25 protein-coding genes are annotated in these 24265 nt (G+C 46.6%); 15 read left to right on the forward strand and 10 right to left on the reverse strand.

All coding sequences use genetic code 11. From position 1 onward, the window contains the following. Window positions 1-101 precede the first annotated feature (101 nt). Window positions 102-818: a YebC/PmpR family DNA-binding transcriptional regulator gene (locus ACF8CV_RS09945; protein ID WP_025500765.1), complete on the forward strand. Its 717-nt coding sequence runs from the start codon at window positions 102-104 to the stop codon at window positions 816-818. Between the two features lie 76 nt (window positions 819-894). On the opposite strand, the gene rodA is transcribed toward ACF8CV_RS09945, so the two are convergent. Continuing rightward, entirely contained in the window at window positions 895-1977 is a 1083-nt protein-coding gene (gene rodA, locus ACF8CV_RS09950) for a rod shape-determining protein RodA (RefSeq protein WP_005464909.1), read from the reverse strand. 457 nt (window positions 1978-2434) lie between these two features. On the opposite strand from rodA, the gene ACF8CV_RS09955 reads away from it, so the two are divergent. From ACF8CV_RS09955 to ACF8CV_RS09990, 8 genes are all read left to right on the forward strand, one after another. After that, window positions 2435-3103, forward strand: coding sequence for a hypothetical protein (locus ACF8CV_RS09955; protein ID WP_208871057.1), 669 nt, complete (start codon window positions 2435-2437; stop codon window positions 3101-3103). A gap of 9 nt (window positions 3104-3112) precedes the next feature. Next, window positions 3113-3811: an ABC transporter ATP-binding protein gene (locus tag ACF8CV_RS09960; protein WP_005481731.1), complete on the forward strand. Its 699-nt coding sequence runs from the start codon at window positions 3113-3115 to the stop codon at window positions 3809-3811. Beyond that, window positions 3799-5067 (forward strand): ABC transporter permease, encoded by a 1269-nt coding sequence (locus tag ACF8CV_RS09965; protein WP_138938155.1) that lies wholly within the window; start codon window positions 3799-3801, stop codon window positions 5065-5067. Before ACF8CV_RS09960 ends, ACF8CV_RS09965 begins: the two co-directional genes overlap by 13 nt. Next, on the forward strand, window positions 5060-5833 hold the full coding sequence (locus tag ACF8CV_RS09970) for an outer membrane lipoprotein-sorting protein (RefSeq protein ID WP_025503807.1): 774 nt from the start codon (window positions 5060-5062) through the stop codon (window positions 5831-5833). The genes ACF8CV_RS09965 and ACF8CV_RS09970 overlap by 8 nt, the downstream gene beginning before the upstream one ends. 32 nt (window positions 5834-5865) lie before the next feature. Further along, window positions 5866-7206, forward strand: a complete 1341-nt coding sequence (locus ACF8CV_RS09975) for a hypothetical protein (RefSeq protein WP_138938156.1) — start codon at window positions 5866-5868, stop codon at window positions 7204-7206. Continuing rightward, the gene (locus tag ACF8CV_RS09980; RefSeq protein WP_025788661.1) at window positions 7207-8238 is read left to right on the forward strand and encodes a sensor histidine kinase; all 1032 of its coding nucleotides are present in this window, start codon (window positions 7207-7209) and stop codon (window positions 8236-8238) included. Window position 8239: 1 nt separating this feature from the next. Then, window positions 8240-9031 (forward strand): LytTR family DNA-binding domain-containing protein, encoded by a 792-nt coding sequence (locus ACF8CV_RS09985; protein WP_138938157.1) that lies wholly within the window; start codon window positions 8240-8242, stop codon window positions 9029-9031. Between the two features lie 77 nt (window positions 9032-9108). Then, entirely contained in the window at window positions 9109-9744 is a 636-nt protein-coding gene (locus ACF8CV_RS09990) for a DUF2268 domain-containing protein (RefSeq protein WP_029841221.1), read from the forward strand. A 102-nt stretch (window positions 9745-9846) separates the two neighbouring features. Here the strand turns inward: ACF8CV_RS09990 and ACF8CV_RS09995 are convergent, their stop codons facing one another. The 4 genes from ACF8CV_RS09995 to ACF8CV_RS10010 all read right to left on the reverse strand — a co-directional run bounded on the left by ACF8CV_RS09995 (window position 9847) and on the right by ACF8CV_RS10010 (window position 13516). After that, window positions 9847-10341: a peptidylprolyl isomerase gene (locus ACF8CV_RS09995; protein ID WP_005481711.1), complete on the reverse strand. Its 495-nt coding sequence runs from the start codon at window positions 10339-10341 to the stop codon at window positions 9847-9849. A 118-nt stretch (window positions 10342-10459) separates the two neighbouring features. Continuing rightward, window positions 10460-12121 carry a methyl-accepting chemotaxis protein gene (locus ACF8CV_RS10000; protein WP_015312741.1) on the reverse strand — a complete coding sequence of 554 codons (1662 nt, stop codon included), beginning with the start codon at window positions 12119-12121 and terminating at the stop codon, window positions 10460-10462. 179 nt (window positions 12122-12300) lie between these two features. Continuing rightward, window positions 12301-12687 carry a thiol-disulfide oxidoreductase DCC family protein gene (locus ACF8CV_RS10005; protein ID WP_025442403.1) on the reverse strand — a complete coding sequence of 129 codons (387 nt, stop codon included), beginning with the start codon at window positions 12685-12687 and terminating at the stop codon, window positions 12301-12303. A 1-nt stretch (window position 12688) separates the two neighbouring features. Beyond that, window positions 12689-13516, reverse strand: a complete 828-nt coding sequence (locus ACF8CV_RS10010) for a DUF4344 domain-containing metallopeptidase (protein WP_138938158.1) — start codon at window positions 13514-13516, stop codon at window positions 12689-12691. 249 nt (window positions 13517-13765) lie between these two features. On the opposite strand from ACF8CV_RS10010, the gene ACF8CV_RS10015 reads away from it, so the two are divergent. Then, window positions 13766-14404, forward strand: coding sequence for a CatB-related O-acetyltransferase (locus ACF8CV_RS10015; RefSeq protein ID WP_021484476.1), 639 nt, complete (start codon window positions 13766-13768; stop codon window positions 14402-14404). Between the two features lie 544 nt (window positions 14405-14948). After that, window positions 14949-16184: a sodium/glutamate symporter gene (gene gltS, locus ACF8CV_RS10020; RefSeq protein WP_005464899.1), complete on the forward strand. Its 1236-nt coding sequence runs from the start codon at window positions 14949-14951 to the stop codon at window positions 16182-16184. Between the two features lie 98 nt (window positions 16185-16282). Here gltS (ACF8CV_RS10020) and ACF8CV_RS10025 read toward each other — a convergent pair whose 3' ends face one another. From ACF8CV_RS10025 to ACF8CV_RS10035, 3 genes are read right to left on the reverse strand one after another with little or no spacing between them, the layout of a single operon-like run. Beyond that, window positions 16283-17113 (reverse strand): hypothetical protein, encoded by an 831-nt coding sequence (locus tag ACF8CV_RS10025; RefSeq protein ID WP_005497655.1) that lies wholly within the window; start codon window positions 17111-17113, stop codon window positions 16283-16285. Next, entirely contained in the window at window positions 17113-17970 is an 858-nt protein-coding gene (locus tag ACF8CV_RS10030) for an ABC transporter ATP-binding protein (protein ID WP_025557603.1), read from the reverse strand. The genes ACF8CV_RS10025 and ACF8CV_RS10030 overlap by 1 nt, the downstream gene beginning before the upstream one ends. Continuing rightward, window positions 17967-18338 carry a GntR family transcriptional regulator gene (locus tag ACF8CV_RS10035; RefSeq protein ID WP_005464887.1) on the reverse strand — a complete coding sequence of 124 codons (372 nt, stop codon included), beginning with the start codon at window positions 18336-18338 and terminating at the stop codon, window positions 17967-17969. The genes ACF8CV_RS10030 and ACF8CV_RS10035 overlap by 4 nt, the downstream gene beginning before the upstream one ends. A 434-nt stretch (window positions 18339-18772) precedes the next feature. Here ACF8CV_RS10035 and gltS (ACF8CV_RS10040) point away from each other — a divergent pair, with 434 nt between their 5' ends. Together gltS (ACF8CV_RS10040) and ACF8CV_RS10045 are read left to right on the forward strand one after the other, a co-directional pair. Then, window positions 18773-19999, forward strand: coding sequence for a sodium/glutamate symporter (gene gltS / locus ACF8CV_RS10040; protein ID WP_097371094.1), 1227 nt, complete (start codon window positions 18773-18775; stop codon window positions 19997-19999). A 177-nt stretch (window positions 20000-20176) separates the two neighbouring features. Continuing rightward, complete coding sequence (locus ACF8CV_RS10045; RefSeq protein WP_129147270.1) at window positions 20177-21043, forward strand: glycerol kinase; 867 nt, start codon at window positions 20177-20179, stop codon at window positions 21041-21043. A gap of 127 nt (window positions 21044-21170) precedes the next feature. Here ACF8CV_RS10045 and nagB read toward each other — a convergent pair whose 3' ends face one another. Continuing rightward, complete coding sequence (gene nagB / locus ACF8CV_RS10050; protein ID WP_005464933.1) at window positions 21171-21971, reverse strand: glucosamine-6-phosphate deaminase; 801 nt, start codon at window positions 21969-21971, stop codon at window positions 21171-21173. A gap of 385 nt (window positions 21972-22356) precedes the next feature. Between nagB and ACF8CV_RS10055 the strand changes: the two genes are divergently transcribed. Continuing rightward, window positions 22357-22608 carry a DUF3081 domain-containing protein gene (locus ACF8CV_RS10055; RefSeq protein WP_005464900.1) on the forward strand — a complete coding sequence of 84 codons (252 nt, stop codon included), beginning with the start codon at window positions 22357-22359 and terminating at the stop codon, window positions 22606-22608. A gap of 151 nt (window positions 22609-22759) precedes the next feature. Here the strand turns inward: ACF8CV_RS10055 and ACF8CV_RS10060 are convergent, their stop codons facing one another. Beyond that, window positions 22760-23113, reverse strand: coding sequence for a DUF413 domain-containing protein (locus ACF8CV_RS10060; RefSeq protein WP_005464927.1), 354 nt, complete (start codon window positions 23111-23113; stop codon window positions 22760-22762). Window positions 23114-23261: 148 nt separating this feature from the next. Here ACF8CV_RS10060 and ACF8CV_RS10065 point away from each other — a divergent pair, with 148 nt between their 5' ends. After that, entirely contained in the window at window positions 23262-24161 is a 900-nt protein-coding gene (locus ACF8CV_RS10065; protein ID WP_005464903.1) for a LysR family transcriptional regulator, read from the forward strand. Window positions 24162-24265 lie beyond the last annotated feature (104 nt).

The following is a 24265-nucleotide window of genomic DNA, read 5'->3' on the forward strand; positions in this document are numbered from 1 at the left end:
GAATGAGGTTTCCTCCCCATTCCTTTGCAGAGTGAAATGGACAATGTTTCACTCTTTGCTAAAATCCTTCGCATTAAATTTGAACTTAGAGAGACATCCCGATGGGAAGAAGTTTTGAAGTGCGCAAAGCCTCTATGGCGAAAACTGCAGGCGCAAAAATTAAAGTTTATTCCAAATACGGTAAAGAAATTTACATGTGTGCGAAAAACGGTGGTAGTGACCCAGACATGAACTTGTCTCTGAAACACCTAATCGCAAAAGCGAAAAAAGACCAGGTTCCTGCGCACGTTATTGAAAAAGCACTAGACAAAGCAAACGGCGGCGGTGGTGAAGACTACGTACCTGCACGTTACGAAGGCTTTGGTCCTGGTGGCACAAGCGTGATCGTCGACTGTCTAACAGACAACGGCAACCGTACTTTCCAAGATGTTCGCCAATGCTTTGTAAAAGTTGGCGCGAAGATTGGTGTGGAAGGTTCTGTGTCTCACATGTTCGATCACCAAGCGGTATTCCAATTCAAAGGCGAAGACGATGAAGTGATTCTTGAAACGCTAATGATGGAAGACGTAGACGTAACTGACGTTGAACTAGAAGATGGTGTGATCACAGTATTTGCTCCTCACACTGAGTTCTTCAAAACGAAAACAGCGCTAAACGCAGCATTCCCTGATCTGACAATTGATGTGGAAGAAATTACTTTCGTTCCTCAAACTCAAACGCCAGTAGTGGGTGAAGACGCAGAGAAATTCCAGAAGTTCCTAGACCTTCTAGATGACTGTGACGACGTTCAGCAGGTATACCACAACGCTGAGCTATAATTTTTAGCTTTCGTTGTTGTAAAAAAGGCTTCCCGAGGGAAGCCTTTTCTGATCGTGCTGAATGTTGCGAGTAGCGCTAAGTATTACGGTATTTGGAGTAACACAGAGACATGATTACGCCAAAGCAGATGCCCTGTGTCAGCATGGCAGTTCCGCCGTAACTAAAGAATGGAAGCGGGCTTCCCATTACTGGCAACAATCCACTCACCATTCCAGTATTAATAAAGGCGTAGAGGAAGAAGCTCATCGCCAATGTGCCACTGACTAAGCGACTAAAAAAGTGCTCAGATTGGCATGCTAGCAACATCACCCGTGCTGTAATAAATAGGTATAGCGTCAGCAATACCACACAGCCAATGAACCCCCATTCCTCCGCATAGGTTGAAAAGATAAAGTCGGTATGACTTTCTGGAATAAAGCCCAGTGTTCCTTGTGTGGCATTCATCCAACCTTTGCCTTTCATACCGCCAGAACCGATCGCAATCAGCGACTGAATGATTTGGTAACCAGAGCCAAGTGGGTCAGATTCTGGGTGTAAGAACTGAGTCACACGGCTTTTTTGGTAGGCTTCCATCACGAAAAACCACAGAATCGGGGCGAGCGTTAGAACGCTCACCACAAATCCGCCAATGATTTTCCAGCTCATACCCGCGAAAAATAACACGAATAGTGCGTAGATCACGGTAAAGATCGCACCATCCAGATCGGGTTGCAGAGCGATCAACCCTGCGGGAACCAAGGTAATCATCAAACAAAGCGCGATTTTACGAAAGTCAGGTCTGCCGCCTTCCAGATGCAGCATCCAAGCGATCATGATCGGAATCGACAGCTTAATTAATTCCGAAGGTTGAAAACGAAAAAAGCCGATATCTAGCCATCGTTGTGAACCGTTAGTGCTGTCACCAAACAGCGCGACGGCCAGCAGTAACGACACGGCGACAAAATACAAGTACGGTGCCGAGCGTTGATAACTGGCTGCTGGAATGGATGACATAACCAGAATACACACCAGTGTCAGTGCGCAGCGGGCTAAGTGTTTAAAGAGCATGGATTCATCGAAACCACTGGCGCTCCATAGCGTCAGCGAACTCAATAACATGATCGGAATTATCGCCATCAAAAGTGGCAAATCGATTCTTGGAAAGAAACGCTTGTTCATTTACTACAACCTAAAAACGCTCTCAAAAGAGCGAAAACAACCAGAACTCAAGAGAGTTCAAACTATTCCGATGCTAAGAATCCAATAGGTCGGGTATGTTGGCTTTCTTAGATTTGTTGAAAGTGAAAGCACAACAGGCCTGTTCACAGATGCGGCGCAAAGGAGTGCGAGAAAGGAGGTGCAGCATCATCTGTTGTGGTACGTCGACTGGGAATGTTGTGAAGAGGATAAATACACCAGCCTTGATATTTTCGCCACTCTTTTTATCGTACTTAGTGTTGAATCCAGCAATAATTGATAACTCGCTCGGATGTTATTGTGTTTTCACTCAAAACCATTTATCGCCGCTCACGCCCATTTACTCCCTAAAAATACCATTGGTCGCATCCTACAGCTGACTATGAAGCGATGGCGTAATCTGAAACCATCAAATCACGTTCAACTAAGGACAGTCACCATGATGGTCTTCAATCTTCATTTATCCAGAGCCACAACCTTGCTCGGCGCGGCATTGGCAGCGTTTACCTTGAGTAGCAGCTTGGCGTTGGCAAACCCTACTGAGCAGTTACTAACTCGCTTTAACCAAGCCGCACAGGGCGACACGGGTTTGGTGGATACTGTACATGACGAGCTTTCACAATTAGTTCAAAAGCAAGGCGCTACGCCTGTGACATTGGTTTACCTTGGCAGCAGTGAAACCTTGCAAGGGCGCGATGTGTTTATGCCATGGAACAAGATGAAGTTCACTGAGCGCGGGCTTGCCACCATTCAGAAAGGTTTGGATTTAATGGCAAATCAACCTATGCCGATTCAAGAGCAGCAGCGTTTACAAGGGCTACCAGAATATCAATTGGCTACTGCGATGGCGGCCACCACTTACACTTCGCTTCCGGATATGTTTAATCACTTTGAGCGTGGGTACGAGCTGTACCTGACTCTGCTTGATGAACCGAGCTTCAATCAACAACCGTTCGCGGCAACGGCTTGGGTTTACCTTTACGCCATTGAAGCAGCGCTGCGTGCTGAGGACATGGAGCAAGCGCAGAAATGGTTGGCGAAAATGGAAAGTTTCGATAGCACTCACTTAGAAACGCAAACTGCCAAAGCGTTACTGGCTAAACATTAAGGAGGCGTCATGATCGTTTTCAGTCAACTTAGTCGCGATTACACCCTCGGCAGCCAAACCGTACGCGCGTTGCAAGATGTCTCTGGTGAGGTGTTTGCCGGTGAAATGGTGGCGCTGTGTGGGCCTTCCGGCTCAGGAAAAAGTACCTTACTCAATGTGCTTGGCATGTTGGATTCTCAATATCAAGGTCAGGTAACGTTTGCTGGCCAACCTTACCCGAGCGGACAAATGCAGGCTGCGAAAATGCGCCGTGAAAAGCTGGGTTTTATATTCCAAAAATTCAACTTGGTGCCAGTGATGACGGCTTTGGAGAACGTCGCTTATCCGTTGCATCTCAACGGTTTTTCAAAAACTGAACAAACCGAACTTGCCTCACAAATGCTGGAACATGTGGGGCTGGGCGAATTTATCCATCACATGCCCGATAACTTGTCTGGTGGTCAGCAGCAACGGGTAGCGATTGCTCGCGCTTTGGTTCACAAACCTGCATTAGTAATTGCCGACGAGCCAACAGCAAGCCTCGATAGCCAAACCGCAAACAAAGTCATCGATATCATGAAAGGGCTCGGGCACGAGTTTGGTACCACCTTCATTGTCGCCACTCACGACCCTCGCATGGCATCACGCTGCGATCGCACCATCGAGCTGGTGGACGGCAAAATCATCCAAACGCACGCCAGTGTGGAGGAGGTCTCATGGGCAAGCTAATTCCCGTTTCGGTTCGCCTTGCTTGGCTGAATCTACAACGTAATCGCCGACGCAGTTTGTTGTCGATGCTGATCATCGCCATTGCCGTTTTTGCGCTGACCAGCGCAGGTGGTTTCGGCCTTTATACCTACGACAGCTTGAAAGAATCCACAGCGCGAGACACGGGGCATCTGACATTAACCACGCCGGGTTATTTCGCTAAAGAAGAAGAGATGCCATTGAGCAATGGTTTGAGCCATGCCGATGAGATCACCAAACAGTTGATTGGTTTGAGTGAGGTGCGAGGCGTACAGCCTCGAGTGGATTTCAGCGGTTTGATCTCTAACGGCAGCAAGTCCTCGATTTTTATTGGTATCGGCGTTAACGAACGCGAGTTCGATATCAAAGGGCCGTTTTTGGACGTGCGTGATGGGCAGACGCTTTCCAACATTCATGCCTCTCGCTACGACGCTTCTGAGCCAGAAGTGATGCTTGGGGTGGATCTCGCCAATAATCTGAGCGTCAACGTGGGTGATTGGATTACCTTACTTGCTACTACGACAGATGGCGCTTTGAACGCTTACGACTTTAAAGTTCGCGGTATCTACTCAACTGGCGTTCCTGAGCTGGATAAACGCCAACTTTACGTACACATCAACAGTGCTCAGTCTCTGCTGGGGTCGGACAAAGTCAGTGCGCTGTCAGTATTTCTGTTCGACACCAGCTTAACCAACAAGGTTGAACAGCAAGTCGCGATGATTCTAAACAAACAAAAACCGAGCTTTGGCGATCAAGAGGTTGAAATTACGCCTTGGCAAGAGCGTGCGTTCTTCTATCTCAAAGTGAAAGATTTGTACGACCGTATTTTCGGCATTATGGGCGCCGTAATGGCTCTGGTCGTGTTTGTCGCGTTGTTCAACACCATGACTATGTCTGTGACCGAGCGTACTCGTGAAATCGGCACCTTGTCCGCATTGGGCAGTTATCCCCGAGAAATCATCGCCGGATTTTTACGCGAAGCGGGTTTACTCGCGGTGATTGGCAGTTTAATCGGCGCCTTGTTTACCGCGCTGGTGACCATTTTTTTGATGGTGGTGGACGTACAAATGCCGCCACCGCCAGGACGCACAGAAGGCTATCCATTGACGATTTACTTTTCTTGGGAGCTGGTGGCTGCTGCAGGGTTATCAGTATTGCTGATTTGTTTGGTCGCGGCGTTTTTCTCGGCGCGTAAAGGCGTGAACAAGCCAATTACGGAGGCACTGATCTATGTTTAATTCCAAACCATTACTAACCATCACACTATTGACTGTCAGCAGCGTTGCGAGTGCTGCTGAACAAGCGCTGGATGCACAACAAGTCGCGCAGTTGATTGAGAAAGCCGACAGCTACCGCTTGCAAGATGATTCTTCTAAAGTGGTGTCTCTGGTGCGTTTGTATCAAGACCAAGAGTTGGACAAAACGCGTCTCTACCATGTGTACACGCGGCCAAACCGTGAATCGCTGGTGGTGTTCAAATCGGCGGTCGAAGCGGGGCAGAAGATGCTGATGATGGGCGATAACTACTGGCTGCAAATGCCAAAGAGCCGCCGCCCAATTCGTATTACGCCAATGCAAAAGCTGCTTGGTGAAGCCTCAATTGGTGATATTTCAACGTTGACGTGGAGCCAGGATTACCAAGGCGAGTGGAAAGCGACGGAAACCCTCACGATAAATGGACAGAGCATCGCGGTTTATCGCCTTGCCCTAACGGCCAAGACCAAGGGGGCGAGTTATCAGAAGATCGATTTGTGGTTGTCTGAGCAAGATGCGTTCCCGATCAAAGCGGATCTTTATTTGCGTTCGGGCAAGCTTGCCAAGCAAGCGCAATACGGACGAGCGACCAACCGCGGCGAAGATTACGTCAGTGAGATGACCCTGCTCGACAGCATTCAACCGAGCAAAAAGACGGTGATTGAGTATCAAGAAATCGTCCCGTGGCAGTTGGATAACAAATTCTACAACCCGAGTTATTTGCCGAAAGCCAATACATCGGAGCTGTAATTTAAGGTTATTAACGCCATCAAGGATGTTTTATGAAAGTGCGATTCTTTAACGCCACCATCAATGTAAACAGCGCTGCGATTAGCTTCATTGCCGCTTCATTATGGATGGTTGCACCTGTTGCGGCCAATGATGAGCTGAGTTTTGAATGGGATTGGGCGGTAAGTTACGAAACCGCCAAGCAGCGAGATAGCGCGTTTATGGAGGCGCAAGGAAGCGCGCGTGACTCGCTCAACGCTTTACTTGATGTGCAAGTGAACTATCAAAACATCAGTGGCTTATTCACCTTGTACAGCCAAGGTTTGTATCTCAATCAGCAAGGTGAGCATGAATGGTGGGGCGAGGCGGATAATCAACTTCTTATCCGAGAACTGGCGTGGCAGGGCGAATGGCAAGTTGGTGATACCACTTTGGATGTTAGCGCGGGCAAGTTGCGCGTTGATTGGGGCGTAGGTTATGGCTATCGACCTTTAGATTTGTTCAAACCATATCGACAAAATCCGGTCGGCTTGGTGGCAGAGGAGGGAGCGGGTGTATTTTCACTTTCGTATTACGACATGTCAGGTGTATGGACGGCGATTGCAACGGACTCGAGTTGGGGGCAACAGGAGCAAAGCGCGCTTGATCAAGCCGCGGAGCAGCGTGGGTTTGGGATTCGCCGTTATGCGTTGGTGGGTGATACGGAGTACCAACTCATAGGCTATTACGATGATGTGCGTCGGGGTTTGTTGGGTGCGAGTGCCATTGCCGTGTTGGATGAATCTATAGCCATGCACAGCTCGTTGCTGTGGCAAAAGCAGAGCGTTGGCTATCAGTTTAAAAATGAAGGGCAGCCGAGCGATCGTTATCAACCTGTGACGGTGGAAGAACAAGGCAGCGCTTTCCAAGCGTTGGTGGGATTGAACTGGGCGAACCAAGCCGGACACAATGTGATCGCCGAATATTGGTATGACAGCCGAGCATGGTCGAAAAGCCAATGGGAGCAAGCATTCGCACGTGGTGAATGGTTCTCCCAATCGTCGGATACGACTCTACTTGCTACTAGCTACGCCCAAGGGTTTCAACACGCCAATATTGTTCAGCACAATCTCATGTTGCATTGGCGCTGGGATCTCGAAGCGTGGACAGCGTGGCGCGGAAGAGCGGATTTGGAGTGGCTTAGCGATATCACTCCAACATTGGACGTCATGTACTCGCCGCAAGATGGCGGTGTGATTGTGACGCAATGGCTGAATTACCAATGGATTGACACTGGCGATCAAAGTGTAGAAGTGGAAGTTGCCGCACGCTTTTTAACCGGAGACGACCATTCTGCTTACGCACAAATCAACGATAAGCATATGATTGTATTTAACATCAAAGGGAAATTTTAAATGTGTTCAGCTAAGTCAATGGTAGCAAGTGGATGGCAGCGCAGTGTGGTTGTCACCACGTTGTTTTGTTTGTTTATCTCGGGAATGACGCTCTCAGTTTGGGGCGGTCCGTACTACGTGCATGTGCTGGTGAGCTTTGGTTTTGGCTACTCTGCACTGTTCTTCTCGTGGTTGATCGACAAGTTGTTTCCGACCATCCCACGCATGCTAGAAATTGCGCTATCACTGACCGCGTGTTTGTTGTTTGGTGTAATTAATGCGCAGTTTTGGCTCGGTGAATACTTCGGTATTTCGGGCATGTTGCCTGTCTTGCTGATGGGCCTGCTGTTTAGCGGTATGTGTTATTTTTATTTTCATTCACGCGAAAAAGAAGCCATTGCACAGCGTGAGCTAGAGAGCATCAAACGTGAAAATGCCGAACAAGAACGAGCCCTTTTACTCAGCCAGCTCAAGCAGATGCAAAGCCAAATTGAGCCACATTTTCTGTTTAATACGCTTGCCAATATCAGCGCGTTGATGTCGCAAGACGTCGATAAAGCCAAACAAATGTTGGATCAACTCACGGCGTTATTGCGTGCAACGCTAAAAAACTCGCGTGAGGATCACACCACGGTTGAGAATGAAATCGCCTTGATTGACGCTTATCTGGGTATTCAAAAAATTCGTTTAGGCGAGCGCTTAAGTTACACAATCGAGGTGCAAGAAGGGTTAGGAAATACAGAGTTGCCTCCGATGATGCTGCAACCTTTGGTAGAGAACGCCATTATTCACGGCATCGAGCCAAAACGTGAAGGTGGTGAAGTCCAATTGCTGATAAAGCAAGAGAAACAACTGTTGCAAATTGAAGTGAAAGACACTGGCGTGGGGTTGAGTCACGTCAGCAATCACTCTGGTTCGGGGATTGGATTGAGTAACCTTAAACAGCGTGTGGATGCCTTATTTGCTGGCAAAGGTCAGGTGTCGATCAGTGAATCTTCCGAAGGCGGTGTGAGTGTGCGTTTGAGTTGGCCAATGATAAGTAAGGAACAGTGAAATGAATACAGGGTTTACTGCCATTATCGCCGATGATGAGCCGTTATTGCGGCATCATCTCGATAAAAGCCTCGCGGAAGTGTGGCCGGAGTTGGACATCGTTGCCAAGGTAGCTGATGGCGAACAAGCCTTGCTCGCCATTGAGCAAAGTCAACCTGATATTGCCTTTCTCGATATTCGTATGCCCGTGTTAGATGGCATGAGTTTGGCGCAAAAACTCAATCGTTTGGCCAACCCGCCTTTGATCGTGTTTGTTACTGCTTATGATGACTATGCCATTAAAGCGTTTGAGCAAAACGCGGCAGATTACCTGCTCAAACCCATTTCCGATGCTCGTTTGCAAACGACCTGTGAACGAGTCAAAGCTCGACTCAACCAACGAGGAAGCGACAACAGCCATGTTCAGATGAATAGTTTGTTGGAACAACTGCAACAGTTGTCTGCGCCTCAAACACCGCAATACTTACAGTGGATTAAAGCCACGCAAGGTGACGATATTCATCTCATCGCGACGTCTGATGTGCTGTATTTCAAAGCGGAAGAAAAATACGTTTCGGTGTATGCGCAGCAAGGGCAGGGGGAAGTGCAAGAATATTTGATCCGCACATCGCTCAAAGAGTTGATTGGGCAGCTAAACCCAGAGCAGTTTTGGCAAGTGCATCGCTCAAGCGTGGTGCAAGTGTCTAAAATCAGTAAAGTAAACAAAGACTTTGCAGGAAGAATGTTTGTTTATGTTGGTGAAAATAAGCTGCCAGTGAGCCGCGCTTCTCAAAGTTTGTTTAAAGGCATGTAACTTTTCCCTAATCCGTTGCTGCTCACTCTTTACACTGTAAACTCGCCCCACATCATCTAAATTATCAAGGAAGATAAATGAGTTATCGTGTGACTTTATTGAATGCGACGGGAGCGTTGTCTCCTGTTGCTGATTATTTGTATGAACAGCTGAATAGCCTGAGTCTGCAACTCGCTGATCATTTTGAGCTGACCAATATTGATGTCACCATCAGTCCATTTGGTCACGGTGACGCGCCGCAAAGTGGCATTGGTGGTTACTGCTTAAGTCCCTATCGAGTCGAAGTCTTGCTAGACACTCAGCGCACGGATATTAAAACCGTCATTGAAAACGAACTGGCTGCAGTGCTCGCGCATGAATTGCATCATCTGTTTCGGATGCGATCGGGAGAAAATGGGCTCACTCTGGGAGAGGTGTTGATCATGGAAGGCTTGGCTTGCCATTTTGAACGTCAGGTCAACGGCGGCATCATTCCGAGTTTGTTTGAGTTGATAAAAGACCGCGACTGGCGGCCGTTTTACACAGAGATGAAAGATAAGTTAACGAGCTTGGATTACAACTTTGATGCTTACTTTTTGGGAAGCGATGAAAGCCGTTGGCCGAAGTACATGGGGTATTGGGTGGGGTATAACCTAGTCGCGGAATACCTAGCTAATTTTCATGGTTCTGAACTCGATTTGGTCGGTGCCAAAGCCGAGATTTTCTATCAATAATTCTATCTAATCCAAGAATTCCTACTAATCATCAACACAAAAAAAGCGCCTAATTCAGAAGAGGTTAGGCGCTTTTTCTTATCTTGGAGCGGACAGAGGCGACTATTCGCTGATCGTCACTTTTTCAATAATGATAGGTTCGCATGGCACATCATCGTGACCCTGCTTTGATGTCGTTTTCACTTTCGCGATGCGATTAACCACATCCATGCCCGCTGTCACTTTTCCAAATACCGCGTAGCCCCAACCCAAGTTGGTGGTGGCGGTGTGATCTAAGAAATCATTGTCTTCCAAGTTAATGAAGAACTGCGCAGTTGCTGAGTGCGGCGCGTCGGTACGTGCCATCGCAATTGTGCCGACGGTATTTTTTAGGCCACGGTTCGCTTCGTTTGCGATTGGTGCGCGGGTTGGTTTTTCTGTCATGTCCTCAGTGTGACCGCCACCTTGAATCATAAAACCGTCGATAACACGGTGGAAAATCGTGCCGTTGTAGAAGCCCTCTTCACAATATTTTTTGAAGTTTTTTGAGCTTACTGGCGCTCGTTCCAAGTTCAGTTCAATTTCGATGTCACCGAAATTGGTGGTCATAATAATCATGTCGATTTGCCCTTGTGGGTGCTAAGTTGGCGGCATTATAGCGAAGTCGTTTCTAGGCCGTAACAAAAACAGCGACGTCATGGCGTCGCTGTTTTTATTTGTCGGTTAGCCTGTTGGATTAAACCGTGAAACGACCAACCAAGTCGTAGAGCTCGTTGGCTTTGTGATTGAGGTTTTGGCTTCCCGAGCGGTTTTGGTTGGCAAGGCTTGCCGATTGACTACTTTGCTGCGAAATGACCTCAACACGTTGAGAGATTTCTTGTCCCACTTGGCTCTGTTCTTCGGTTGCTGTGGCGATCAGCGTATTCATGTCCATAATGTTGGCAATCGCTGCTTGAATGTCTTGCAACGCAACCGAGGCGGCGCGCGCCTCTTCTACCGTTGCTTCACCGCGCGCTTGGCTTGATTCCATCGCACGTACAGCGGCATCTGAGCCAGATTTTAGTTGCTCAATCATTTTATGGATATCGCCCGTACTGTCTTGAGTGCGGCTTGCAAGCTTGCGGACTTCATCTGCTACTACCGCGAATCCACGCCCTTGATCGCCAGCTCGCGCAGCTTCAATCGCGGCGTTTAGCGCAAGCAAATTAGTTTGCTCGGCAATATCTTGAATCACTTCTAAAGATGATGAGATGTTTTGAACGTCGCTCTCTAAACGGGCAATCACAGTGCTCGCCTCTGAAACTTCGCTTGCCAGCTCTTCGACAGAATTCGCAGCGGAATCGACGATGTGTTTCGCTTGTTGAGCGTTTTCATCGGCGTGTCGTGCTGATTCTGCTGCTTGGTTAGCGTTGTTCGAAATCTCATGCGCGGTGGCTGTCATTTCCGTCATCGCTGCGGCAACTTGCTCGGTTTCTTCACGTTGACCGCCAGCGAGTTCGTCGACTTGAGAGGCGCGTTGCGACATGTTGTTGGTTTCTGCGACGACTTCTTCACCAACTTGAGTCACGCTCTTAATGATGCCCTGCAGGCTTTCAACAAAGATATTGAAGTTGTGCGCTAACTGTTTGAACTCAGGTACGTTGGACTCGTGCATGCGTGCCGTAAGGTCGGCATCGCCTTGCGCGAAGGATTGGATCGAGGCATCAAACTGTTCGATTGGTCGCATGATGCTACGATTCACAAACACGGCGAAGATAGCAACTACGGCAGCGATAGAAACACAGAACAGCGCGATGGCCACTAGAGTTGTGTTGAGCGCGTCATGGGCTGAGGCTTCCATTTCTGCAATGACGGCATCAATATCATCGGTGTAAAAGCCGGTACCGATCATTAAATCCCACTCAGGAATGAACATTGAGTAGCTCAATTTCGGTAGCGCCTCTGTTTGTCCTAGTTTCGGGAAGTAATAGGTAGTGAATTCACCCGTTTTGGCGTTTTTCAGCAAATCTTGAATCAGGTAATTACCTTTCTTGTCTTGCAGGTTATAGAAGTTTTCACCGATGCCTTTGTCGTTCTTGCCGACCACAACACGGACGCCTTTGGAGTTGTAACCGAAGATGTAGCCCGTCTCACCAAATTCCAGCTCTCGTAAAACGGGAAGAGCTTCTTCTAATGTCGCATTTTTCTTGAGTAGCGGTTCAATCGCCGAGCGAGCCATCTGAACATAGTTTTTCAGCTCGGCTTTTTTCATCGCCATCATGGTGGTGTGGGTCTGATCAATTTGCTGTTGGTTATAAGCGTTAGTTTGCAGGTAGGTGAACCACATCATACCTAGTGCAATGGTGAGTACTGGAATGATGGAAAGAATATACAGTCGCTTTCTTATGGTTAGATTCATAGAGACTTCCTTACTTCTCGGCGCAGCGTTACGAAAAGGCAAAATTCAATCGATTTGCCGGATAAATATATAGCTATTTATTTTTGTAGTGATTGCAGATTAACCGACTTAGTAGGAGAGAAGTACTGGAAATGCACGATTTATCGCGAGCGTATTAACATTTTCAAGCGTGATCACAATTACCGAGAGCAGCGGCCAGAATTACAACGAGAAGTACCCGTTAACCAATATGAGATGCGATACCTATTTTGGGCGAAGCGCAGATAAAGCCAGTCCGCAACAGGTCTGATGAGTTGCCAGCGCAGTGGTGCATACAACCAACCTCGTCCAACAAGCTGCCAAGCTCGGTAGGTCACATCCAGCCCGAGGAGTAAATTCCCTTGGTTGTCCAAGGCATGCAGAATGGTGTTGGCACGATCAGGGTCGATTTGCGGGTAGGCCGAAAAAGCGTCGCTGTAAATATCAACGGTGTTTATCTCTTGCTTATGATCGTGTTGGCGTAATGCCTTCATCTCTTTGGCGCACAGTGGGCAAGTGCCGTCGTAGAAAATAGTCAGTTTAGTCATATCAATTCGTCATTTCATTGGGGCTGCTTGATGGTTTCTCGCTGTTTTTACGTGGCGATGCTTCTTTGGGTTCATTGTGCTGCAGGTAGTGCTGCCAGTTAGTGCGAATGTTTTCGTAATTGTATTGGCAGAAGTCTTTGCGATCTCGAAGGTAGTCTTTTTCAACTTCGTCGAGTAACGATTTGTACTGTTCAGGATCGCTGCCATACACCAAGCACAAAGTGGAGAAGTAACGCTGCAGGTCAAAACTGTGTTCGTCAATGTACTCGCCGAAATCGTAATAGTCGGGTCTGTCATCGGACTCAAACGCAAACATGTCGGCGGCACTGATGGCCATATCGGCGCCATCGTCTAAATAGTCGATCAGTAAAATAGTGGCGAAATTGTCAACGGCATCTTCTTCTTTCCCCAACACAGGGATGCTTTGATCCTCGATGTACGCATGCCCAGCTTCATGCAGCAAAGTGTGTAATAAGGTATCTAATGCACCAGTCTTTGGCGATTTTCCGTAGCGATCTTCATATTGGTTGTTGGAGAAGTAATTGAGCGACTCCAAGTAAAACGTATAAGGAATATGGATGGTGTGCGTGTCGGGATCGTACATAGGGCCATCTTCGCCGCCATAAATCAGGGTGAGCGGTTTACGAAAAGGGAAGTAGGCTTGAGAAAGTCGAACAAAAATCGGGTTCACATCGCTGCTTTGAATGGATTGCTCGGCAAGTTTGTCATGGGTTGTTTCTGCGGGCATGTACTCGATACGAATATTGTCCGCTGCGTTGGCAGAAGCGGCGCAGAGTAATAGCACAGGGAGAAGCGATTGAATTTTCATGTTGAGCTCTTGTTATTTGAATGGCTTGCATGAAAATTATACATGTTTTTGGCGAATGAATAATCGGGATTGGCGTTTGTCACTCTGCGCCAATTCGTTTTATAGTTCGCCTAAAGGAGATCACTATGCCTAATCCACTGTTGTTACAACCCCGAATCCAATAGGCGTTGTTGACTGATAACGCAGCAACAGCGCCACGAGAAATCGTTCCGTGGCAAAATTTTACTCTCTATTGAAGAGGCAAATGCCATGACTAAACATTGGTCTAAAGTTCAGTATCTGCACCAAGTGGTGCAAAACGCCAACATCCATATTAAAGGTACTCACAGTTATTACAGCGATTGCTGGGATAATGGTTTTGAGCAATCTGTCGTTCGTTATCTGCTGGGGGATGAAATCAGCAAGCAGTGGCAACCCAGTTGGGAAGTCGACCAACTCTATATTGGTGACTACGTTTGTATCGCCGCCGAAGCGGTGATTTTAATGGGTGGTAACCACAATCATCGAACCGATTGGTTCTGCTTGTATCCGTTTCTTGATGATGTCGAACGTTCCTATCAAAGCAGGGGCGACACGATTATCGGAGATGCTGTTTGGATTGGAATGCGCGCGATGATCATGCCAGGCGTTACGATTGGAGAGGGCGCGGTGATTGCCGCAAACAGTGTCGTGACGAAAAACGTGCCGCCGTACACCGTGGTAGCGGGCGCTCCTGCTAAGCCGATCAAAACTCGTTTTGACTCAGAGACGATAGATAAGTTATTGGCTCTTAAGATGTATTCTTGGGATGAGGCTAAGTTTAACGCGCTTCGCTCTTTTATCTGTGGAAATGATATTGAGCAGTTAATCATTGCGGAAAGTAACTATAAAGATGGCGAATGTCACTGAAATGAGGAAAATTATCAGCGATATGTTATAATCTCGCTCCGTTGTGACGAAAACTATTGTTGCAGCTTGTGCGTTTCCTTGGCATCGATTCGTTTAAATCACCATGAGTCAGAGTTGAAAAACTACGATAGGAACAAGCAAACTCAATTGTTTGAACGCGATCTCGGCGTTTTGACGGTTACAGCGGGAAGGAACTTTGTTCGATAGTAATCGACGCATTCTGTTTAAGTAAGGGAGCCCATTGCGCGGTTCAGAAAGTGTCACTAGAAATTACTCACAACATTATACCCGGCGCATTGACCACGCGTTTTTGGTTGAGGCAAAGGGCATTTGAAGGAGCTGTAAAGGCTCCTTTCACATTTAAGGGCGGCAAACAGCAAACCATTGGCACAATGCTTAACAAGCGCCCTTAAACTAGCCTAAGGCGCATGACACCATCTAATGAGTATTTTCGGAAATAAAGCGAGAAAATTTGCTATTGAATGAAGGTTAAACTAACACTCAATCATTACGGAGGATGAAGAGAACAATAATAAGAGGCGATATGAATCATTTAATATCTGTAGGTGCACTGGAATCCTTCTTGGTTGCGATCAGTGTGCTTTTCTTGGGGCATTTTATTAATGCTAAGTTACCGATTTTAAAGAAGTTCAATATACCTGAGCCGATTGTAGGTGGCCTTATCGTAGCCTGCATCATTACTGCTCTTCATTTTAACGGTGTCGACTTAGAGTTTGATTTACCGTTACAAAACACCTTTATGCTGATGTTCTTTGCCACGGTTGGTTTAGCGGCAAACTACACTCAGTTGATGAAAGGAGGCGCGAAGGTTTTTATCTTCTTAGCGGTCGCGTCTTTCTATATCATCATTCAAAACGGTGTCGGCGTGTCACTTGCGGCGGCATTGGGTTTAGACCCATTAATGGGGTTAATCGCGGGTTCGATTACTCTGTCTGGTGGTCACGGCACGGGGGCGGCGTGGTCACAAACTTTCCAAGACGTGTACGGATTAAATAACGTTCTGGAAATCGCGATGGCATCGGCCACTTTTGGTTTGATCATCGGCGGTATCATTGGTAGCCCAGTGGCTCAACGCCTAGTGGAAAAACATGGTATCGAATCTGAGTACGGTCGTGGTGGTAGAGATGCCAAAACCCACGAGAAGTTCCCAGAGCTGGTGACGTACAACGAGTACGAAGAAGACAAAGTAACGGCGAAAAAGGTCGTGGAAAAACTCTTCTTCTTACTGATTTGTGTGACGGGTGCGAAGTACGTTGAACAGTGGGTGAGTACCTACGAAATTTCTTGGTTGATGATTCCTGATTTCGTTTACGCGCTGTTCATTGGTGTGATTATTACGAACTTCTTAGAGGTGACTAAGATTCGTAAACTGGACGCTGAAACCGTCGATATGCTCGGTACGGTGTCGCTGTCTCTGTTCTTGGCGATGGCTCTCATGAGCTTGAAGCTGTGGAACATCTTTGATTTGGCGATCCCATTCTTAGTGATTCTGGCGATTCAGTCGGTGATTTTGGCCATCTTCACCTATTACGTGACCTTTAAGGTAATGGGCAGCAACTACGATGCGGCGGTTATCTCGGGTGGTCACTGTGGTTTTGGTTTGGGTGCGACGCCAACAGCGGTGATGAACATGGGTTCTATCGTTAACCGTTTTGGTCCTTCGCCTCAGGCATTTATGGTGGTACCAATTGTTGGCGCGTTCTTTATCGACATCGTCAACTTAATCATCTTGCAAGGTTACATTTCTTTCCTTGGCTAGACGATGGGATAGATGAGCCCCTAAGGGTTAAAATAAAAACGGTCACAACGCAGGTTGTGACCGTTTTTTTATGTCTCGATTTTTGTTCGAGTCGTTGTTTATTGAATGGTACGGCTGAACTTCAAACTTGCCGTCCACGCCAGTATCCCAATAAAGGCGTAGATGCCGACGTTGGCCCAACCCGCTTCAGGAATCGCACTGAATGGGTTAGAGGCGATGATCGCATGCAGAGGCAAATAGAGCACGGCCGAGAAGAACTGATCCAACCCGTAGTAACCAAACATCGCAATTGGCATCCAACGTAGCGCATAAATCGCGATGAAGAGAATCACCAACGGCGAGTTTACCTTTTGAGAAATTGCCATCGCGCAAAGTGCTAGTGGCAGCATCAACACGCCTGCGAGTGCCATTCTTGCTAAGAACTCCACCCAGTGCAGCAGCACGTAGCCAAGCGAAGTTTGACGATAGAGCAAAGCAAGTTGTTGGTCGGTCGAAATATTAAGTAACCACAGCATAAAATCAGCCGCCAAAACGAGGCCAGAACACACCAGCGGGATCACCAACAAACCAAACGTCAGTTTCACGAGGTGCGTTTTTAGATCGCTAACTGGCATACTGCGCCAAAACATAATGCTGCCTTCGGCACGCTCTTTACGCAGCGTTCTAGGGAAGTACTGAATGGCAAGCAACATAGACAGCAAACCAGCGCCACCTGTGATCAGCATGTTGACGTCATCCCCAAGTTCTTTGTGAATATCACTCACATCGCCACCGAGGCTCATTTCGAAAAACATGTTGTGTTGCAATGTGGTGTTACTCATCAAACTAATAAAAAGCAACGCTCCACACGCCAACATAAACAAAGGTAAGCGCAATACTAGTGGGTTTTCTAACCACTCTTTACGCAACATTGCGACGACAGAGCGCATTATGCTGCCTCCTTTTGTAACGCTAAAAATAGATCCGCCAGTTTCACACCATGCACATCGCCAAGCCCCGCCACTTGATCAGCGTATTGTGAAGACAATAGCCATTTCGTTGTGCCCAATCCTTTTTGTGAAGAGAGTGGGTGCATCGCTTCAATTTGCGCACGGTGTTCGTCATTGGCATCGAGAATAAAGTAGTCTTCACTGATGCTGTCCATTGAGGTTTGCAGCACCGGGCGACCGTGTTTAAGAATCAACACATCGGTTAACAGATGTTCGATCTCGGAAACTTCATGGCTGGTGATGATCAGAACGCGTTCACCATCGTGAAACCATTCCAGTAAATGACGGTAGAAGGTGTCGCGGTAAACCAAATCCAAACCAAGAGTTGGTTCATCCAAAATCAGGATTTGTGTATTGGTTGCGATAACAATGGCAAGGTGCAATTGCACTTTCATCCCTTTCGAAAGGGCTCTGATTTTCGCACGAGGTTTGATGTCGGTTTGACGGAGCAGCGCATCTGCTTTGCTGCGATTGAAACCCGGGTGAACCCCTTCGGTATAACTCAGAAGCTGAGAGACCGTCATCCAATCTGGCAAAACATTTACATCCGAGATGTACGACAAATTCTGCATGATCTTGTCGCGCTGCATCATGGGCTCGAAGCCATTGATGCGAATAGTCCCTTCGTAGTCGTGGGCGCCGAGTAGGGCGTTAATAAGCGTCGATTTACCCGCGCCATTGTGGCCGAGCAAACCAAGCACTTGACCAGCATGTAAGTCAAAACTCACATCATGAAGCGCCTCTCCTTGTTGACGGTACTGCTTGGAGACGTTTTTTACACTGACTAATGCGCTCATTGGTCACCTTTCATATGGGGGTTAAGTTGCTGGACAAGTTCATCAACTGACATGTCCAGACGTTGTAATGTATCGGCTATTTGAGGAATTTGCTGTTCAAGAAAGCGAGCCTTTTCCGCAGAGCGCAATTGTTGAATTGCCCCTTGTGCGACAAACATGCCTTGACCACGTTTTTTCTCCACCAGTCCTTCATCAACAAGTAACTGATAGCCTTTCATGACGGTAAGGTGGTTAATTTTCATATCGGCAGAGATGCTGCGGACGGAGGGTAAAGCCTCGCCTTCTTTCCAGACGCCCTGCAATATTTGTTGGGTGATTTGATCAGCCAACTGGCGAAAAATCGGTTGGCGATCATGCCAATGCGTCATGATAAACATCCTATGGCTGAATTGGTGTTATATATATGTATAACACTGAGTTTGAGAAATAGAAAGAATTAATCTTTTTGCTCTCACACAACAGCGTGTTTATGGCGTCCGTTTTCGACACGTTGCACCGAATATTTGCACGCAATCGGATGCGTTTTTTCTATTTCAAATTGATATAAAAACAACCACTTCTCATAAGTTGAGAATCCGCAATTAGAGGTACTTCAGAGCGTGAGAAACTTACGACAAAACTTGTGTTTATCACTGAGTGAGAATTTATTGAATATTAAAATTAAAACATTCTTATCTAGTGAGAATTGGAGTGGAATTCACCCTAGAAAAATAAGGACTCAATAGGCAACCTGATTGGATTCGTTACCTATCTCTCGTTGAAGCATTACTCAGCAGATGAGAAAAAGGAAAAAAGAGGTTTTATGAATTATGTTATTTCAATCGGCCCACAGGAGTCGTTTCTCGTCGCTATTTGTGTGTTGTTCCTAGGGCAATTTATCAACACCAAACTTCCAATTTTAAAAAAATTTAATATCCCAGAACCGATTGTTGGTGGGTTAGTCATCGCCTGTGTGATTACCGCAATGCACTTTAATGGCGTTGATTTATCCTTCGATTTACCACTGCAAAATACCTTTATGTTGATGTTTTTTGCCACCGTTGGATTAGCGGCAAACTACACCCAACTGATCAAAGGTGGTGCGAAGGTGTTTATCTTTCTCGCGGTGGCATCAGCGTACATTCTTATTCAAAACGCCGTTGGTGTGTCTTTGGCGACCGCATTGGGCTTAGATCCGCTAATGGGGTTAATTGCGGGTTCCATTACGCTTTCTGGTGGTCACGGAACAGGCGCAGCTTGGTCGCAGACTTTCCAAGATATGTACGGGCTACATAACGTACTTGAGGTTGCGATGGCATCTGCGACGTTTGGCTTGGTGATTGGCGGCATCATCGGCAGCCCAGTGGCACAGCGTTTGATAGACAAAAACAACCTAGAATCGGAATACGGCCGTACAAATCAAAGTCACCAACGTTTTCCTGAACTCGTGACTTATAACGAGCACGAAGAAGACCGAGTTACTGCAAAGAAAGTGGTCGAAAGCTTGTCGATTATTTTGTTGTGTGTGACAGGGGCGGGTTATCTAGAAAACTGGGTGAGCAGCTTTGGCATCAAATGGTTGATGATTCCAGACTTTGTCTACGCGTTGTTTATTGGTGTGGTGATCACCAACATCATGGAAGTGACGAAAGTTCGCAAAGTCGACTTAGAAACCGTGGATATTCTCGGTACGGTTTCATTGTCGCTGTTCCTAGCAATGGCGCTAATGAGCCTAAAACTGTGGAACATTTTTGATCTAGCCATTCCGTTCTTGATCATCCTTGCCGTGCAGTCGGTAATTCTCGCGGTGTTCGCTTACTACGTGACATTCCGCGTCATGGGTAGCAACTACGACGCGGCGGTAATTTCTAGTGGACACTGCGGTTTTGGTTTGGGGGCGACACCAACAGCCGTGATGAACATGGGGTCTATCGTGAACCGTTTCGGCCCGTCACCACAGGCGTTTATGGTGGTGCCGATTGTCGGTGCATTTTTCATCGACATCGTTAACTTAGTGATTTTGCAAGGCTGCATCGCCTTTATCAAATAATCGGCGAAAGGCGTAACCACGCCAATTTTAAGATCATTTAAAGCCAAAGCCAGTCGTAAAAGACTGGCTTTTTTGTTTCTTGGTATGAATCTTTCTCATTCTTGCTTCAAGCAATGAAATCAATGCGTTAATATCATTCACAGGATGTTATTTTCCCTGCAGCAGGAGGCTCCACACATGTCAGAAAAAATATCGACATCAGCATTAGCGAAAATGCGCAATATTGACGCCAAGCTGCTGTTTTCAGATCTCAAACGCGCCGGTTACATCACTCGCCAAGAGGACAAATGGATCCTGACGGAAGAGGGCGCTAAGTTCGGCGGTGAATATGTTGACCACCCCAAGTTTGGGCAGTTTATTGTCTGGCCTACGAACTTGCATATTGAGCTGAATCCTACCTCTGGGAAAACTCTGAGTGCCACACAACTTGGCGATAAACTTCGCCTTAATGCCAAGCGAATCAACCAATTGTTGAGTGAGCTAGGCTGGATAACTAAATCAGAAGACGGATGGCAAGTCACCGAAGCGGGCATTCGAGCAGGTGGTCAACAGCGTGCAGATAAAGAATCACAAAACACCTTTGTGGTTTGGCACGATGTCGTTTTGCGCAACAAGCGCTTGAAGCAATCTGTAGTGGAGTTTTTGGGGCAAGATGCGGAGTCGCACTCCACCGACAAATCCTACTCCAGTTTTCGTCAAAAATTCGAAGCCAAACATCGGACTTTGGATGGGCACTATGTTCGTTCAAAAGGGGAGTTATTAATTGATAACTGGTTGTATTTGGCTGGTATTGTCCATGCTTACGAGCGACAACTCCCGATAGAACAAGAAGTGATGAGCGATTTTTATCTCCCTGCTGGCAAGCTGTACCTTCAGTTTTGGGGAAGTGATAGCGGAGAGACGCCAGAAAAAGAGCGAGAAGTCATTCGCGCGGTGTATCAGCAACACAACTTCAATTTGATCGAAGTAGAGCCAAGTGAACTAGACAAGCTGGATGAAGTATTGCCAAAACGTCTGCGCCAATTTGGCATCCAAGCGTACTGAGGTTCTTCTCAAATGAATGAAGATGCTTGCGATGTGATGGTATTTGTCATGCCCAGAAACGAAAAAACCCGTGATGATTCACGGGTTTTGTGTTTTTAGCGGTTATCTTGGCTCATTGCCCGAAGGATTAGAAGCCTTTGATGTTTTCCGCTTCTAGCTCAGAGAAGTACTTAACTGTCTTCACTTTAAGCTCTTGTTGTGAAGGCTCGTCACATACGATCACTGCTTTAGGGTGCAGCTGAAGAGCAGAAACTGTCCATAGGTGGTTTACACAACCTTCAACAGCCGCTTCTAGTGCAAGTGCTTTGTTGTGACCAGTCACTAGGATCATCACTTCTTCTGCGTCTAGTAGTGTGCCTACACCGATAGTCAGTGCGTATTTAGGAACTTGGTTGATGTCGCCATCAAAGAAGCGAGAGTTCGCGATACGAGTATCTTCAGTTAGTGTCTTGATGCGAGTGCGAGAAGACAGAGAAGACGCTGGCTCGTTGAATGCGATGTGACCGTCGTTACCTACGCCGCCCATGAATAGGTTGATTTTGCCGTAAGACTTGATTTTGTCTTCGTAGCGTTTGCATTCTGCTTCGTGGTTGTCAGTGTTGCCGTTCAACAGGTTGATATTTTCTTCTTGAATATCAATGTGGTTGAAGAAGTTGTTGTACATGAATGAACGGTATGATTCTGGGTGATCCGCAGGGATACCGATGTATTCATCCATGTTGAAAGTGACAACGTGTTTGAAACTTACTTCACCAGCTTGGTAAAGCTCGATCAGTGCTTTGTAAGTTGCTAGAGGAGTGCCACCAGTTGGTAGACCCAGAACGAATGGACGCTCAGCAGTAGGTTTGAAATCGTTGATACGCTTAGCGATGTGCGCAGCTGCCCACTTACCTACTTGTGCTGCTCGAGTTAACGGGATAAGTCTCATTTTGTGCCCCTAGTTATTGGAATTTAAGATGTACTGAAACATTAATTCGCATTATAAAATAAGTAATGGCGAACTGCTATTGTTTTAGGTCAAAAATTTGCTTTTTCTTTAACCAATGTTGCCTTTTGCAACCAGTTTTACGTTTGCTTTACGCTAAATTGTTAACTTGTGAGCGTTTTTTGGTCACTTGAGTTCATTGATAGATGCGTAAAATTTATGGCTTGAATTAAGTTATAAAGTAAACATCAAGCGTCGATGTTCTGGATTTATTGGATGGTAAGTAGCGGAAAAAATTCAAATATTTTGATCTCACTCAACCTCGTACATGGCAGGTAAATCATTCCTTAACCATAATTACAGCGTGTGAACAGGTAGGGATATCATTATGAAAAACGAATTGGATCCAAGCAAAGTGCTACAAGCGTACGAAAACGTCATGAACAACGGTTCGCCTACGGAGTTCGGTAAGATCTATGAAGGTGTGGAGGCGTTCTCGGATTACGATGGTTACAACGTCTTTTTAAGAGGCAACGGTGTGGAGCTGAAAGTGGGTTTCCACAACACGTATCACCTAGAGTACGAGCAGGAGCACTTAAAAGAAACGTTTTTGAAAAAGATTGCGATGCTGGCGAAATAGGTCGACATTTCCCATGCACCAAAATCGCAGATATTAAAAAAGCCCTCGGGAGAACGCGCCCTTGGGCTTTAGGAGAAGAAATGGGTCAGAAGCGTTCACTCACACCGAATGATGAACGTTTGTTGAACATCTGACGTTTGGTTATTTCTTATTAATCGTCTTCAGCCAAACTCTCTTCTGCATAGTCGTCAGCCGCATCTGGTTTGTTGCGACCGTTTAGCGTATGGAAGCGCTTACGACCACGAGCCAGTTGGGTGTATTTTAACCAAGTGCGCTCGATTTTAGTTTTCGCTTTGCCTGGGTTTTCTAGCACCTTGACGAAGTGTTTCTCTTCGCTATTCTCAGGTGTTAACTCGCCTGACTCTAAGCCAAGCATAGTATCCCCATAAATTGTTAGGATTTCCTCTTCCGAAAGAGTAAAATCGCCAGACTTTGCAAAGCCGCGTGGGAATTTTACGTTGTCGTAAAAACGTTTTTTGCCATGACGGAATTCAGTGTCAGACATGTCAACAGCCTCTGTAACCGTTATTGATGAATGTAGTGAACTACGGCGAAAATTAGGCGCAAAGCTAACAAAAGAAAAACAAAACTTTTTTGTCGTCAAGATTTTAATTAATTGTTAATCTGGTTTGATATTAACCAGGAGTTGGTTTATGGATGTTAAGGTCTTTAGAACATTTTTAGAGCTGGCAAAGGTTCGTCACTTCGGACGCGCAGCTGAGAACCTGTATATTACGCAAGCAGCGGTCAGTGCCCGCATCAAACAATTGGAAAGTTACTTCGATACGCAATTGTTTATTCGTGATCGAAATAACATAAAGCTGACCTCAGCAGGGGAACGCTTAATCAGTTATGCCGAAGTTATGGTCACCACATTGCAGCAAGCAAAACTGGAATTATCACTTGAAGATGGAAAAGCATTACAGCTCACCATGGGCGGTACGCCGAACATTTGGGATGCGTATTTGCAAAACTGTTTGAGTATTGTGACGGATTCTTTCGGCGGTTACGGCTTTATGGCCGAGGTGATGGGCCGTGAAATGCTAAGCCGTAGCTTATTAGAGCGCACGTTAGATATGGCATTTGCGTTTGACCAAATCAAAGCTGATGAGCTTAATTGTAAAAAAGTCGCGGATGTTGTCCTTGTGCTGGTTTCTACCGAGCAAGATTCATTAGATACGGTGTTTGAGCACAAATATGTGTATGTGGATTGGGGAACACGCTTCGCTTCTGAGCACTCTGAACGTCACCCTAAAATTCCGGCTCCGTACCTGCGCACATCGACTGCGCGTATTGCTTTGGACTTCATTTTAGAGAAAGGCGGCGCGGCGTATCTGCCGGTGTCTCTCGTAGAGCCATTTATTGCGAATGGGCAGCTCTACAAGGTGTCTGGAGTGGAAGATTGGTACCGACCTATCTACTTAAGCTATCGCAAAGCCAGCACGTCTGTAGAAGCAATTAAACAGGTCGAAGAGATTGTGAAAGAAATCGATCCTCTCACGGCTTACAGCTTGCAACAGATTGGGTCTGCATCATCGGACGCAAACCATTAACGCTTGGCGTCAATGAAAACGGAAAAATGAAAAGCCCCCTTGGCGTTTGCCTTGGGGGCTTTCTTTTTAAGCGAGATTTATCACAGGATAGCGATAGTTCGATA

This window comes from Vibrio sp. zbq_1, from assembly GCF_043102935.1.
In the GTDB taxonomy this organism is placed as follows: Bacteria; Pseudomonadota; Gammaproteobacteria; order Enterobacterales; family Vibrionaceae; genus Vibrio; species Vibrio parahaemolyticus.